Origin of the sequence: Pedobacter foliorum, from assembly GCF_013266735.1 — a bacterium.
GTDB lineage: Bacteria > Bacteroidota > Bacteroidia > Sphingobacteriales > Sphingobacteriaceae > Pedobacter > Pedobacter foliorum.
Genome location: NZ_JABSNU010000016.1, coordinates 1 through 14,842 on the forward strand (window position 1 = coordinate 1; position 14,842 = coordinate 14,842).

General features: G+C 35.7%; 14 protein-coding genes. 5 read left to right on the plus strand and 9 right to left on the minus strand.

The window, feature by feature from the left end; genetic code table 11:
- Positions 1–195: 195 nt before the first annotated feature.
- Together HQN83_RS21950 and HQN83_RS21955 are read right to left on the minus strand one after the other, a co-directional pair.
- Positions 196–660, minus strand: coding sequence for a DUF3368 domain-containing protein (locus HQN83_RS21950; RefSeq protein WP_173093382.1), 465 nt, complete (start codon positions 658–660; stop codon positions 196–198).
- Positions 644–871, minus strand: a complete 228-nt coding sequence (locus HQN83_RS21955; protein ID WP_245870024.1) for a UPF0175 family protein — start codon at positions 869–871, stop codon at positions 644–646. Before HQN83_RS21955 ends, HQN83_RS21950 begins: the two co-directional genes overlap by 17 nt.
- A 133-nt stretch (positions 872–1,004) precedes the next feature.
- On the opposite strand from HQN83_RS21955, the gene HQN83_RS21960 reads away from it, so the two are divergent.
- Entirely contained in the window at positions 1,005–3,995 is a 2,991-nt protein-coding gene (locus HQN83_RS21960; RefSeq protein WP_394353513.1) for a TOTE conflict system archaeo-eukaryotic primase domain-containing protein, read from the plus strand.
- Positions 3,996–4,357: 362 nt separating this feature from the next.
- Here HQN83_RS21960 and HQN83_RS21965 read toward each other — a convergent pair whose 3' ends face one another.
- Positions 4,358–5,014 (minus strand): DUF2711 family protein, encoded by a 657-nt coding sequence (locus HQN83_RS21965; RefSeq protein ID WP_173093386.1) that lies wholly within the window; start codon positions 5,012–5,014, stop codon positions 4,358–4,360.
- A gap of 517 nt (positions 5,015–5,531) precedes the next feature.
- On the opposite strand from HQN83_RS21965, the gene HQN83_RS21970 reads away from it, so the two are divergent.
- Positions 5,532–6,629, plus strand: a complete 1,098-nt coding sequence (locus HQN83_RS21970; protein WP_173093388.1) for a Fic family protein — start codon at positions 5,532–5,534, stop codon at positions 6,627–6,629.
- Positions 6,630–6,813: 184 nt separating this feature from the next.
- Here the strand turns inward: HQN83_RS21970 and HQN83_RS21975 are convergent, their stop codons facing one another.
- The gene (locus HQN83_RS21975; RefSeq protein WP_173093390.1) at positions 6,814–7,884 is read right to left on the minus strand and encodes a glycoside hydrolase family 43 protein; all 1,071 of its coding nucleotides are present in this window, start codon (positions 7,882–7,884) and stop codon (positions 6,814–6,816) included.
- Positions 7,885–7,980: 96 nt separating this feature from the next.
- Complete coding sequence (locus HQN83_RS21980) at positions 7,981–8,181, minus strand: hypothetical protein (protein ID WP_173093392.1); 201 nt, start codon at positions 8,179–8,181, stop codon at positions 7,981–7,983.
- Positions 8,182–8,437: 256 nt separating this feature from the next.
- Between HQN83_RS21980 and HQN83_RS21985 the strand changes: the two genes are divergently transcribed.
- Complete coding sequence (locus HQN83_RS21985; protein WP_173093394.1) at positions 8,438–8,848, plus strand: hypothetical protein; 411 nt, start codon at positions 8,438–8,440, stop codon at positions 8,846–8,848.
- A gap of 24 nt (positions 8,849–8,872) precedes the next feature.
- Positions 8,873–9,406 (plus strand): hypothetical protein, encoded by a 534-nt coding sequence (locus HQN83_RS21990; RefSeq protein ID WP_173093396.1) that lies wholly within the window; start codon positions 8,873–8,875, stop codon positions 9,404–9,406.
- Here HQN83_RS21990 and HQN83_RS21995 read toward each other — a convergent pair.
- From HQN83_RS21995 to HQN83_RS22005, 3 genes are read right to left on the minus strand one after another with little or no spacing between them, the layout of a single operon-like run.
- Positions 9,403–10,332 (minus strand): metallophosphoesterase family protein, encoded by a 930-nt coding sequence (locus HQN83_RS21995; protein WP_173093398.1) that lies wholly within the window; start codon positions 10,330–10,332, stop codon positions 9,403–9,405. The two genes, HQN83_RS21990 and HQN83_RS21995, sit on opposite strands and share 4 nt — an antisense overlap.
- Positions 10,333–10,368: 36 nt before the next feature.
- On the minus strand, positions 10,369–11,337 hold the full coding sequence (locus tag HQN83_RS22000) for a metallophosphoesterase family protein (RefSeq protein ID WP_173093400.1): 969 nt from the start codon (positions 11,335–11,337) through the stop codon (positions 10,369–10,371).
- Between the two features lie 3 nt (positions 11,338–11,340).
- On the minus strand, positions 11,341–12,939 hold the full coding sequence (locus HQN83_RS22005; RefSeq protein WP_173093402.1) for an endonuclease/exonuclease/phosphatase family protein: 1,599 nt from the start codon (positions 12,937–12,939) through the stop codon (positions 11,341–11,343).
- Positions 12,940–13,159: 220 nt separating this feature from the next.
- On the opposite strand from HQN83_RS22005, the gene HQN83_RS22010 reads away from it, so the two are divergent.
- Positions 13,160–14,002 (plus strand): metallophosphoesterase family protein, encoded by an 843-nt coding sequence (locus HQN83_RS22010; RefSeq protein ID WP_173093404.1) that lies wholly within the window; start codon positions 13,160–13,162, stop codon positions 14,000–14,002.
- A gap of 11 nt (positions 14,003–14,013) precedes the next feature.
- On the opposite strand, the gene HQN83_RS22015 is transcribed toward HQN83_RS22010, so the two are convergent.
- Positions 14,014–14,775: a LuxR C-terminal-related transcriptional regulator gene (locus HQN83_RS22015; protein WP_173093406.1), complete on the minus strand. Its 762-nt coding sequence runs from the start codon at positions 14,773–14,775 to the stop codon at positions 14,014–14,016.
- Positions 14,776–14,842 lie beyond the last annotated feature (67 nt).

Consider the following 14,842-nt stretch of genomic DNA (forward strand, 5'->3'; position numbering starts at 1 on the left):
CTGGTAATAATAAACTGATAAGGGTTTCTGCAGCTGCGCTCAAAATGAAAATTGTCGTTTGATTTACAATCGCAAAAGAAAGAAATTATTTTCTTCCCCCCAAGAATTCCGCTTGATCCATAATGGATCAAGCGGAATTCTTGGGGAAATGAAATCAGGGACAGTTTAATAGAAGATCCTTGGTTTAGATCGCGATCATTCTCCAGCGCCTTTAATAATCTGTGTAGTTAACCAATCAGAAATCCGGAAATTAGTTTGTTGTATTTTGACAATGTATGGTTTAACTGCTGGAATGATACCGTTAAGCTTTGCGTTAAGTATAACACCAACGGTTCCGGTGATGTTAAGTTCAAGCTTTTTAGCAAATCTCCTAGCTCCTGCATCATCTATAATGAGTAGGTCAGCATGGATTTCTGATGCAAGCGCCATCGCACTGGCCTCACCTATGTCCACAGTTTCAGCATAATTATATAATAAATCACGATTCTGCACGGCTTTTACATCAACCCAATTAGGTAGTCTTTTACCAAATTCAGCAGCTATCTCAGGAGTTGTTATTACTTGTTTGTACAAGGATTGGAGCAAATGCATACCATCTATTTTGTCCAGCGTAATGAAACAGCTGGCATCGGTAATGACAATTTTATCCTGTATGAGCATGCCTAAATGTTTCAAGATCTTCAGCTGCACTTTCATCCAGGTAGTGCACGTCGTATTTGATTAGGATTTCAGCAAAATCCCATTTTTTCATTTGGCACATTTCAGCGGCTTGTCTTAAAGTAAGCTTACCTGCTTCATATAGCTTGGCTGCAATAAGGCGTGTTGTTTCATCATGCTCTCTCTCAAGGGCATCAGGAACTTGTATGGTCATTGTAGTCATGATATAAAGATACGTATTATTAAAATTTAAAACAAAATGGGTGCTGATGATAGAATGGATTTTGATATATTACAAAGGGTAATTATTCTATTTTTGTTTAATTTGCTATCTCAGAATTTCAACAGTGGACAATCTACTATTATACAGGTCTTTATTTAAAGGGCGCGAAGATGTTTATGCTATTCATTGGTCAAAAGGAACTAAAAGTGGTTACATGCCTGCTAAATTATATGATCCTTATATCAGCAAGGTTTATAAAAAAAGTACAAACCTCAATAGTTCAGAGACCGCAAATTATCTTCCTTTGACTGACGATCAGATTCAAAGGCATCTTGAAGGTAGACAGCTAACAGGATTGTATCCACTTTTACAAGACAATACGTCTTGGTTGATAGCGGCAGATTTTGATAAAAATAGTTGGTTGGAAGATTGTAGAAGTTTCATTACTATATGTGCAAGCTACAATATCCCTGCTTACCTGGAACGTTCGCGCAGTGGTAAAGGTGGGCATGTTTGGATATTTTTTAATCAACCATATCCGGCTTTTAAGAGCAGAATAATTGTACTTACTTTATTAGAGAGAGCAGGGATAGTCTCTACTTTTGACAAAAACTCTAGTTTTGACAGATTATTCCCCAATCAAGATAAACATTCAGGTAAAGGATTTGGAAATCTGATTGCCTTACCTTTGTATAAACCTACATTGGAACTTGGGAACAGTTGCTTCATTGAGTCAGAAACAGCTCTCCCTTATAGAAATCAATGGGATTTTTTATTCAGCATTCGCCGAATTTCTATTAATGACTTAGACCAAATATTTCTTTCGTTGACCAGTTCTAAAAGTTTAAACGTTATTGAACCAGGCAAGCTTGTAATTAAGTTGTCAAATACTATTGAAATCAATCGAAATGGAATAAGTACTGCCTTGGCATCTTTTCTGAAGGATGAACTTAATTTTTTCAATGCAGACTTTATCATTAAAAAGAATAGCGGTAGGAGTACGTTTGGAACAAAGAGATATTTTAAGTTTATTGAGGAAGTAAATGAATACGCTATCATTCCAAAAGGTTTTATTAGAAAGTTATTGGTTTATTGCATTAAAAATAATATTCAATATCAGCTGGATGATAATCGGAAATTACTTACTCCTTCGGTTTTTTCATTTCATGCTTCTTTAAGGGAATATCAGTTGCCTGCGGTAGAAGTTGCATCTAAAAAGGACATAGGCATAATCGTTGCACCACCTGGTTCTGGAAAGACCGTAGTTGGCCTTAAAATCATTGCGGATAAACAGCAGCCTGCACTAATTGTCGTACATCGTAATCAATTGGCAGACCAATGGGCAGAAAGAATTGAAGCATTCCTGGGAATTCCAAAGCAGGATATTGGCAGGATAGGACAAGGTAAAACAAAAATAGGGAAACGGGTTACCATTGCAATGATACAAAGCTTGGGCAAAGAATTACAAAAGCCAGGATCAGACCAACTGGTTCGTGCCTTTGGAATTATTATTGTTGATGAGTGTCACCACATTGCTGCGGAAACATTTAAAAATGCGGTATCACTTTTCCATTCTTACTATTTATATGGTCTTACTGCTACACCTTTTCGAAAGAATAGTGATGATAGGCTGATTTCTGTGCATCTCGGAGAAGTAATTTCAGAGATGAAATCCAGCGAAAAGGGAGCATCCGAACAGCCTGAGATTATCATAAGGAATACAGCTTTGAATGTAGCGTACAACGCCAAAACAGATCGCTTTGAAACAATATCAAATATACTTATTCATGATTCTGAAAGAAATAAGCTGATTTTAAAGGATGTAACTTTTCAATTGAGCACAGGAAAACGAGTTGTTATACTCACCGAGAGAAAAGAGCATATTGAAACTTTACAGCAATATTTAAAACAATCTTTTGAAACAGTTACATTAAGTGGCGACGATTCGGAATCCAGTCGTAATGCTAAATGGAAGATCTTGAAGACGGGTAATTACCAGGCACTTATTACAACTGGACAATTTTTTGGAGAAGGATCCGACCTTCATAATGCCCAATGTTTATTTTTAGTCTACCCATTTTCTTTCGAAGGTAAACTGATTCAATATATTGGTCGTGTACAGCGTTCTGAACTAACTCCGGTGATTTATGACTACAGGGATATTAAGATTGATTATTTAAATGCGATGTTTCTTAAAAGAAACGTTTACTACAAAAAACTGATACGGCATAGAACATTATTTGACGATGTTATCGAAGTTGATGAAAAGGTAGAACCAGTAGGTGATTTAACAAGTTCCTTTAAAGATCAAATCATTGAACGGAATATTAAAGTTGCAATTGAATCACTTGACTTTTTATATGGCGGGGTTGTCTTTTGTGAATTTATAAAGGAGATAGAACAAGAGGTTTCATTTGGTATTGAGAATCTCCATATGCGCCCGGAATTCGATGTATTGAAGTCGTACTTTAAGAAATTTTTGAATTCCAAAACGATTACGGTAGCGATCTGTATAGTTATAGAGAAAGGTATTATAGTTGGAAAATCAGCAATATGCGAGGACATGAAAAAATTGAATCGTGAAGTTGTAGACAGCGTGCGTTTTCGTTTTGCTGAAAAGAATCTATTTAAAAAAGGAAATCTTTTAGGTAAGAATGTTGAAATGTTCCAGCTTAGCGCCGGTGATGCTAACCAGACATTATATGAGTCGGGAGAAGAATTATTAAAGGATGTATTGATTAGAGGAAATTATCGGCACAAAATACAGCTAAGATATTTATCAGACTTACATCTTGGAAATGTATTGAAAATAAGATTTGTGTTAAGTCCGTTTGCTTTTGTTTTCCTTATAGCAGGAAAGGAGCAATATCATATTGTAATGGAGACACTGGATACGGATGAGGCTACTTATATATGGCATACCTCAAAAGAAGTTTCGGAGCTCAAAAATACGCTTCATAATGTTGATAAAGATCTTAATAAGATTCGAAATGACGGGAGGTTTGCATTTTTACAATCAATACCGATAAATTTCAGCCGCGTTTTACACGATTATTCGGATAAACGAAATGGATTTGTGATCTGGAAAGATGATTTAGAGCAATATCTGACTTAATTAAAATATTTCATCACTACTAGGGATGTTACAACATCCCTAGTAGTGATGAATTTCAGACGATATAAAATCATTTTCGTGGACTAAAATAGTTTAACTTTTTAGTAGCCTTCCAAGCTCATCCATTTCATCCATTTTTCTTTTTAAATCGGCCAAACGCTTCAAATCAGCAATAAAACGGGTTGAAATTTGTATCATAAATGACCCCAAGTTTTGAAAGCAGTTCTGAAAAGAGCTGCTTTTTTTTTGTTTCAATAGAAATCACGGACATGCCGCGGACACAAAAAGGCGATCAAGCGGAATTCATTTTTATTAGAGTTTTAATGATATAACCAGAGAGACACTTGCGCAAGAGGGGTTTACTATTTGGTACTCCAATATATATCAATTTTTTCATCACAGTAAAACCCTTCAAAGCGATGGTTGAATAAGATATTTTCAACTGTATTTTTGTTCGAGCACAACAAGGTAAAGTGGCTATCCCAATGTGTAGCATATAGAATTTCGTTGTGAGTAGTATACCAATTCTTTTGTGGACCCCATGTTAAGAGTGTGTCGTCTTTGCCGTCTACCACATCTTGAATATAACTAAGTTTACGTTCAAAGCCCCATTCATCCCCTATGTACATGTATTGGTGTCCTTGACCCTGTAAACTTCTGAGCATCTCTTTATCAAGTGTATCTTGGAAATTACCTTCCGAAGGAATCCACAGATTGTGTAGTTCAGAGGCCTGTCTTAAGATATCAGCATCTTTTTTGTTTTCATATTCGATACGTAGCCCACCTACATTAGTCCTTAACGCTACATCCAATTGATTAATATTTTCAAATCCGGCAAGGGATTGAAAGTCTTTCCATGTCGTCACCTGAATAATTTTATTATCCTTATCTAATTTGTAAAAAGGATGTAGCATAATGTAAACAGAATCAAAACACCCCCTATAAAACTCAAGGATAGATACATCTGCATAAGCGCAAATACAATTGTGAGGTGCTTCAAAAGGTGGTTTATCTGTCATAGTTTTTTATATCGGTTAAAATAACTAAAATGTTCTTACTAGAATAGTGAAATATTTTTTCGTCATTTTAGATTTTATATAAGGATTTTTCAAAAAACTGCCAATCTCCATCAATTCATTCACAAAATGGTTCGAATTACGCGCCATCACTAACCTCAAGTTTTGAAAACAACCCTGAAAAGAGCTGCTTTTTTTGTTTAGAACGATTTCCCTGGGATCAAGCCCTTTTTGCGATCTCAAAGTTTCTTTATGGAATGGGAGAAAACCTTCTAGACAAAAGAAAAGCAAGTCGTCAGAATACGTCCCAACTACTCTTTCTATTGTTATTTTTTCATCTCAATATTCGTGATTTAATGCAGTTATTTTAAAAACCTGTTTATCGGTGTTTCCCCGAAAAGATGATAAGGGTTTGAGGGGGTAAGTTTGAATGGAAAAGGTATACTTTATTGAACACTTGTCATGTATAAAAAATTAAACTATCTTTACATGACAAGAGTCTCATCTATAAAAACTTTGTATGAAGATATTGGCTAAATTGAAAAGTGAAGTACCTTTTAATGGATTGCCTACACTGCCTCCTGATCAAATTAAAGTAGAGACAATTCCTGTTTTGAGGCAAGTCATCCAATCTTCAATAGCCCTTTCCGAATTAAAAGGGCTGGCTTATACACTCCCTAATCCTTCTATACTTCTGAATGCTGTAATACTTAAAGAAGCTCGTATGAGTTCTGAAATTGAGAATGTAATTACAACTCATGATAGGCTCTATCAAGCGTTATCTGCAAGTAGCACACAAATAGATCATGCTACCAAGGAAGTTCTACGCTATAGAGAAGCTATGCTTGCCGGATTTAAAATGATCATGCAAAAGGGATTTTTGAATACAAACGGAGTATTGGCTATACAGGAAATACTAGAAGAGAATAAAGCAGGACTTAGAAGATTACCTGGAACCTCATTAAAAAATGCTGTTACTGGTGAAGTCATTTACACTCCACCGGATGATTACGACACAATCCTTGCATTAATGAAAAACTTAGAGGAGTATATAAACGAAACTGATGTACTTTCTCCATTGATTAAACTGGCAGTTCAACATTACCAGTTTGAAAGCATACACCCATTTTATGATGGTAACGGCAGGACCGGAAGAATTATTAATGTTCTTTATTTGTGCTTGCATGGGCTTTTAGATAGTCCTGTACTTTATTTAAGCGACTATATAATAAGACATAAACCTGATTATTATAGATTACTTGGAGAAATTAAGACAAAGGACAATTGGGAGGATTGGATATTATTTATCCTAAAAGCTGTAGAGGAAACTTCTAAACAAACCACTGACCAGATTAAATCAATCAATCAGCTCTTTTTGAAATTACAGAATAAAATAAAAGAAGAGGCATCGAAGCTATATAATAAGGAATTATTAGAGTTGTTATTTGAGCAACCATACTGTAAAATAGAATTTGTTATTGATAGACTTAAGGTTTCAAGGATAACAGCTTCCAAATACCTTAACGGATTAGAAAAGATCGGAATATTACAGTCTAAAAAAGTCTGGAAGGAAACCATATATATCAATATCGAGCTATTTGAACTTTTGAAAAAATAAACTACTAGAGATTTTGAACTTCTCTAGTGGTAAAATACACTACAGCTACCAATTACACAGATGTTTTAACCTCTGAGCAAAGTTTGTTAGCCGCTCAACTTAACAACATAAGTGATAAGCTACAACAATTGCAAGCTACAGTAGCGTTATATAGGAGCTTAGGCGGTGGCTGGAGGTAGTTGAATTATAAGTTTTTAGATTCAGTTAGTTCAATCTTTTTTTCTCCCGAAGGCCGCTTCATCTCGCCTCTGCCTTTTGGTATACCAAAAATGGGATTACCATCCTTTCCAAAGGTAAATTGTTGTAGGTACACCTCTCTATTATCCCAACCGCCATCCAAAGCAGCTTTAGAATGATAATAAATCCAATATTCAGTATCATCAGGTGAAGTAGTCATACTTGCATGTCCTAACCCATGAACAGTAGCAGTCCCTTGAAATACAGGCTTAGCAGATTTAACCCATGAAAGAGGGCTCAGTGGATCTTTACCACTTGTTAAACGAAGCTGTCCTAATTTATAGTGCTCGGTCCAGGAACCGCGGGTAGAGTAGATGATAAATACATCATCATTATGTTTCAATATTTGAGGTCCCTCTTGCAATACGATATGCTCACCCTTTTCCCACTCACGTTCGGGTCTCGATAACAACACACGTCTCCCTAATGTCCAGGGGTTTTTCATTTCTGCAATATAAAGATTCTGGTCTACATCATGATGATCATGAAGTGTTTCCCAACCAGACCAAACCGCATATTTTTTACCATTCAACTCCAAAACAGTCATATCGATAGCCCAGCAATTGTCCTTCTTTTGATTAGGATCATCACCGGTGTAAATCATTCCTTTATCAGTATAAGGCCCAAAAGGGTTATCGCTTTCCAGAACCCCTGTCCGTTGAGCATAAAAAGGTACACCGTTGTGGACTGAGCCGGCATAATAAATATACCATTTACCATCAATGTAATGGATTTCGGGTGCCCAAAGGTTAAAACTATTCCACTTGCCCTGAGGAGGTGTCCATACTACTTCTTTCTTTTCGAATTTGGTTAGATATCTGGATTCCGTAACTGCAAACCCTCCTTTTTCATTAAAAATGGTATAATACTTACCATTTTGCTTTGTAACATATGGATCAGCTCCTTTACGAAGTGGATTCAAAAAGGTTTCAGAGACTTTACCTTTATCGGTTTGTTGAGCAATTAGGCTTGATGAAAATGGGATTAAAAGAAAAATGACCCAAAGGATTTTGTTCATAACGGAATACTTTGGCTAAATATACAAAAAGCACAAGAAGCTCACAGCGAGTGTTTGAATTTTAAAAAACATATATGCAGGTTAGAAAAAACCTGATTAGACCATTTCAATTATTGTAGTATGTGGTCCTGGATTATACCTCCAAATTAGAACAACAACCAATAACAGCACAGCAACTAACGCAATTGCAGCATACTTATTTGAGGTTGATTGTTTATTTTCCTTTCTACCTTCAACTCCCTCCCAATAAGCCACTCCCTGAAAAATACCAAAAAGTAATTCTAGAATAAAATACATATAACTACCATCTAATTTACAGCAAGATAACTAAAACAATTCACTAAATAACTGAAAGAATGGTCTAATGAAAATAAATTAGTAACTTAAACTTATAAAAATATTGTCTTTCATAAGCTAACCAAATACTATTAACGTGACTCATACTTATTCAATCTCCACAGAAGATGATCTCTTTATTAAGAATCAAATCAAGAAAAGCCTTATCCTTTTCATTGGCATGTGTATTGCATCTCTAGCACTATGCGTTCTTTTCATGCTTGAAAAATTCCACACTATTGATTGGGGCGCCATTTTTCTTTGTGTACTCTTCTTCCTCTTTCCGCTTTCATTCAGCATTAGAGTATTCCGCAAGGCGATAAAACTTCATCAGCACTTAATAAAGGAAATTGATATAGAGGACGATATAATTACCCTTACCGGATATAAATCATTCGGAAAAGAAACGCCGAACTACAGGCTATATTTAAAGAACTATCAATATGAAAAGGGTATTCAAAATTTAATGCAGAAATCAATTAATACATTCAAAACAAAAGACACTTATATTTTAATATCTAAAGAAGATCCTAATCAACATTTTTACTTCATCAGCTCTTTTTGGAAGCAATGGGATGAAATCCAAGGTTTATTTCTAAATGACTATTTACAATCTAAAGCAGGTTAGTTGATAAAGCCTAAATCTGAATCAATGAAAGAATATAAAAAGCTCACCCCTCCATCAAAAAAAAGAACAATTTGGACCTACATAAATTGCATTGTAATTATCCTTTGCATTTATGCTGGAATTTTTCAACAATACCATAGGGTTAATTTAGCAAGTGCCGGCATGCTCCTTATTATTAGCTGGCATACACTGAATGCTTTAAAAAGATTATGGATAGACACCAGCGAAATGAATTGGGTCAAACACCTATTCCCTCTTGTAATATTAATTACCTTAGGTCTATCTGCCGTAGCAATAGGTAAACTTGAGAAAGTCTACCTTGACCATCAACTGACAAATTACGGCCTAACGATTACTGGAAAAGTAGAAATTGTAAACACGCGTGAATTCCCTATACTTTACGCTTATTACAGTCGCTACGCCTTAGTTCGCTACAAACTCAACAATAGATACTTCATGAAAGAAATAGACAACAAGAAGCAAAAGCTTGTTCAAGGGGATAGCATAAAACTCAAAGTATCAACTCAGCATCCTGAAATAGTTGAAGCGGTATATTAAACCGCCTCATACTTAATATATTCACTTTCAAAACTCCCATCATCATAGAGATTTAAAAGAGAGTACCCAGGTACAGTTTCCCTATAAGCACTTTTACCGTCATCACCGGGCTCCCACCAGAAACCACTTGTAGCACCATTGCACAGATAAGTCACATCATTATACCAAACTTTATCAAGCAAGTGAATATGCCCACTTAGACAAAGTTTAATGTTCTTATTCTTGTTAAAAACCTCGATAAACTTCAAAATATCCAGATGGTTGTAGCTTCCACTAACCTTAAATGGACCTCTAATGTCTGGTTTATTATCTACAATACCTGTACAGCTCAGTAAAGGATAATGCGACATAATCAATGTAGATCTATCCTTAGCATTCTTTTCTACGTCTTTTACAAACCAGTTCCATTGTTCATCATCAAGCATCCCCGGGTTTGTAGGATGATTACTATCCAACATAATAAAATGCCAACCATTTTTATCAAAGCTGTAATAGTTATGCTCCATTCGCAGCATCTTTAACACTCCGGCTTTGCCTCCTAACTCGTCATCTTTACCTTGCCACCACATATCATGATTTCCCAACACATGATACATCGGAATATTTTTAACCACCTCGACACTTTCATTCCAACAAGCCCATTGCTGCTCTACCCTATCCTTAGTAATGTTGTCGTAATCCGCAGCGTAAATAGTATCTCCACCGTTAAGAATAAAATCTACCTTGTCTTTCTTAATCATTTCCAGACATTTCTTAAAACGGGCTACCGCATTATGTTCTGGCCTGATATGCACATCAGTGATATGTGCAACTTTTAAAACTTTCTTTTTCTTTACTTGAGCAGCAGTTGATACCTCTGCAACACTGCTCAATGCAACAGTCCCTACTGTAACTCCAAGTGATTTAATTAAATCTCTTCTTTTCATTTGGTTATTTTGTGTGTTAAATTTTAGTTATTGAGGTTAGCCAAGCTTCCTATCTGAAATATAGGGAACAATAGGATAAATATAATCATCCATTTTTACTCCTAGTTTTTCCGGAGATGAACCTACAAAAACAGTCTTTTTACCTTTAATCGTGATTTTCCCTTTATGGTCAATTTCAATCATTGCCCATATTGGATCTTTGTAAGGCACGGTATACTTGAGATTTGGATGCGCTTTATCAACCTCCTCAGAATAACGGATTTCTTTGTAATTATCTCCAAGCCACTGGTAGGATGCACTGTTGATTTGCACGTAATGGATACCATTGATGTGATTGTAATAATCCTGATGATGGTGGCCGCTCATAACCAGAATAACCTTTTGCTTACCAGCCTTTTCATTTGCTTTCTCCAGGGTATATCGTAGCAAGGTGCCGTTTTCAAGCCCACCAGCATCATTATCTAACCCTTGGTGACAAAAGATAACTGTTGAAAAAGAAGTCTCATCAAGATCTTTTCTCAACCACTCTAATTGAACCGGGGAAATATAACGTGCGTATCCTTTTGGACGGTCGGCACTTTCATTATGCTCATTCCCATCAAGAACCACAATATGAAATCCATTAGCATCAAATGAATAGTATTTTGCTTTAGCATTCCAAAACTCGACCACCTGATCACGAGTATATCCTCCATCATTATCATGATTGCCAATTACATGATATTTAGGCCCATTAAATTGATTCCAAACATCTAATAATGGAGCATTACTTTTTTTAGGTATACAGAAATCTCCTCCTTGTATAATAAAATTGGGTTTCTCTGCATTCATTTCCTTAATAAAGGTCGACAAGCGTTCTATACCATCATGCATAATATCATGATGGAGGTCAGTGATCATTCCAAACCTGATTTTTTTATCCACCGGACTTAACTCAGGATAACGTGCAAAAAGCAAAGTACCACCTGCTAACCCTGTTGTTTTTAAAAATTCTTTTCTGTCCATTTCTTATTTTTTTAATTGAAATACCGTCATTACAGCTGCGTGATCTGAAGGAAACATTACCGGATGATAATCAACAACCCTCGATTCAATAGGATTAAGATCCTTTCCTTTATAATAAATAAAGTCGATTCTATCCCTTACTCCATAAAGGCCTGTTGTGGTCGCTGCTCTTCCCCCCCAGGTTAATCCTGGATCCAACAATGGATTAATATGCAATTCTCTGTAACTATCCGAAAACCCTGCCTTTAACATTTCCTTACTTTCAGGCCATTCCACAGCTCTGTTATAATGAATAGCTTTAGTTTCTTCTATCCAATCCAGGTGAGATCCCATATTAAAATCCCCTCCCATAATTATAGGTAAATTGTCAGTATTTTTAAGATACGGATCAATCCTTTTTAGAATTTCCTTTATTTCGGCATGGCGGGTAGTAGCCTCATCCTGGATCAATTCCTGAGGACTTTCATTCTTTTGTCTAATGCTGGCATCAACATCAGGCAAGTAATTTAGCCAGGTATTAAAATAGATCAACTTCTTATTGGGACCCAGCTTTAATTTTACCCCACCAAAATTACTGGGACGGAATTCCCTAATAGTTTCGGTTATCGGGTAACGACTCATGATGGAAAGATTCGGGCTAATTAGATAAAAGTAGTATCCTAATGAATCAGCAATGGTTTCTCCTGAGCCATAAGTTTCTATTAATCCTATGATATCGGCATTGCTTGATTTAATGGTTTCAATTACGCGTTCAAGTCCAACGGCTTGTCCATATCTATGTCCGCCATGCCAAATATTCCATGAGAATATTTTCAAATGAGTAGGATCGTATACTTCCTCCTTTACAATAGTATTTGGAAAAAACTGTAAATACTGCTTTTCTACTTCACTTGCTGAGATAACACCATTCCATACTTTTACTTCATCAATAAAACCATTAAAAGCATTCCATTGGCCATTAGATCCATACTCCCATTTTTCATCAGAACCACCTATAACTGTCGAAAGTTGGGTTCCAAAGCCACCAAGACCAGGTGTATTATAGATTGCTGTATTCTTTCCATCTAAATATAGCCAGACTTCTTGTTTCTCACGATGAACACTAAGAACAATCTGATGCCACTTACCATCATTTATACGCTGCCTTTCTGCAGTTGGTTTATAATCATACCGTTGTTTTCCATCATTTAAGATTAATGCCCATGCACCATTTTCCTGAGTATAAAGTTGCCATCCTACAGTTGAAAGGTCATCAGCAATTTTATTCCCCATAATTGAGGTTCCCATTTTAGCATTAGGCAAAGTCTTTATCCAAATCTGCACAGAAAATGATGTCTTTCCCTCAAGCTGAGGTAAAGCTCCTTTACTCAGTTTAACCGGCCTTCTTAAAATTGCATTTGATGAAAGATCTAACGCTTTTCCACTCAAACCTTTGGAATATTGCGATTGCTGCAGGTCAACCCCATAATAGGCCGTGTCTTTTTGAGTAATGTTCTCTTTAAAATTGAAATCATCAAAATTCAGATAAAAGGCAGGTTCCTGAGCATTGGCATTTATCTGATAAATAAGGAGAGCGAAGATTATGGTTATTTTTAGCTTCATGGGATTTGGTTCGTGTGAAGTACATTAAACCTCACGCCTTAAAGATACAAATACTAAACAAATGTTTAATATTTGTATCTTTAATTTTATAACAACTATAAGTAAAGATTTTGTGAAGACTAATTATTTAACCTAATCATAACTTCAAATCTTATTTACTTAACTCCAACAACCTTATTATTGCTATTTTTAATAGAAATAACATTTCTAAAGTTTCACTATGTCGAACAGAAGAATTTTCCTTAAAGGTAGCCTCGCAAGTATATTACTAGCAGGTCTTTCAAAAAGTGTTTCCGCTTTAACACCGAAAATGCATACTAACTTACCTGTGGGAGCAAAAGCGAAGCTTCGCTTTGTAATTGCATCAGACGGTCATTATGGTCAACCGGGAACGGATTATAAAAAAGACCATGATAATATCGTTCAATGGATTAATGAAGCCCATGATATAAACCCACTTGATTTTGTGATCATTAATGGAGACCTTGTTCATGATCGTCCTGAGCTACTCTCTGAAGTAAAAACCAATTATTTTGACAAACTCAAAGTACCATTTTATGCTATCCCAGGTAATCACGACCATGCAGATACTGCCCTTTGGAAATCTGTTTTTGGCTACGAAGATAATTACTCATTTGAAAAAAATGGTATAGGTTTTATTCTTGCTAATACCTCAGATACAAAAGGAGCTTATTTATGCCCTGACAAAAACTTTATAAAACAAGAACTCGAAAAACTTAAAAACTTAAAGACTGTGCTGGTAGTTTTACATATCCCTCCACATTCCTGGGTACCAGAAAGTCCATTCGTCGATTGTGCTGAAACAATAAGTATCCTACACAGTTACAGTAATGTTAAAGCTGTTTTTCATGGGCACGACCATAGCCTTGACGCAGTATTTTACACCAACAAATTACCCCATTTTTTTGACGCCCATTTTGGCGGTAATTGGGGCACAAAATATAAAGGATACAGAATCGTTGAAATAGACGAAACAAATAAAATAACTACATACCAGGTTAATGCAAGCAAAAACCCAATACTGAATGAAACTACTTTTTAAAACTACATACCCTATATTAAACCTTGCAAAACACAAGCCTTAACCAATTGTGCTGAATTTCTACAATCAGACTTGCTCAATATATTGCAGCGATGCTTTTTAACAGTTAAATCACTAATAAAAAGTTTTTCTGCAATTTCATTGTTATTAAGTCCATTGCTTATACACCTGATAATGTCTATCTCCCGTTTAGAAAACTTCATGGTATTCTGCATGGTGCTTCCCGGATTAATATTCATATAGGATGGCTCACCATTTATCCCCAAAAGTGAGTACTGATAAGTATTATAATTACTCAAGTGATCTATCCTTGTGTGAATATTAAGACATTTACCGTACCCCCCATTGCTATCTAATGTGAGCATTAATGCCTGGTGATTAATTAAGGCATAATCTCCATTACCAAGTCGCCCCCTTAAATTGTACACCTTTTTATATTTCAACAGCTTTTCCCTTTTAATATTCTTATGAAAAAAATTTGCTATAGTGGATTCTGCCAGAGCGGTAAACTCCACATCTTCAGGATGAATTGCATTAAGAACATCATTAAAAGTCACGGTTTCAGGATCAAAACCATGAATATCTCTTATCCCAGGACTAATATGTGATAAAGACATGTCATAGAAATCAATAACATAATAATAAAATGGGCCCGGGCTAATAATTGAATTCGTTAGATCATCAAAAGTTAATTGAGGCAGTTCGGTGCTTTCCATACCTACATTATGCGGTTGCAACCAAACATCGCGAAGTTTTTGTAGTTGAGAACTCATTGAGAGGAGATTTAATTTAGTATATATTAAGTACGGGATTATTTCTGAAGAAACCAAAATATAAATC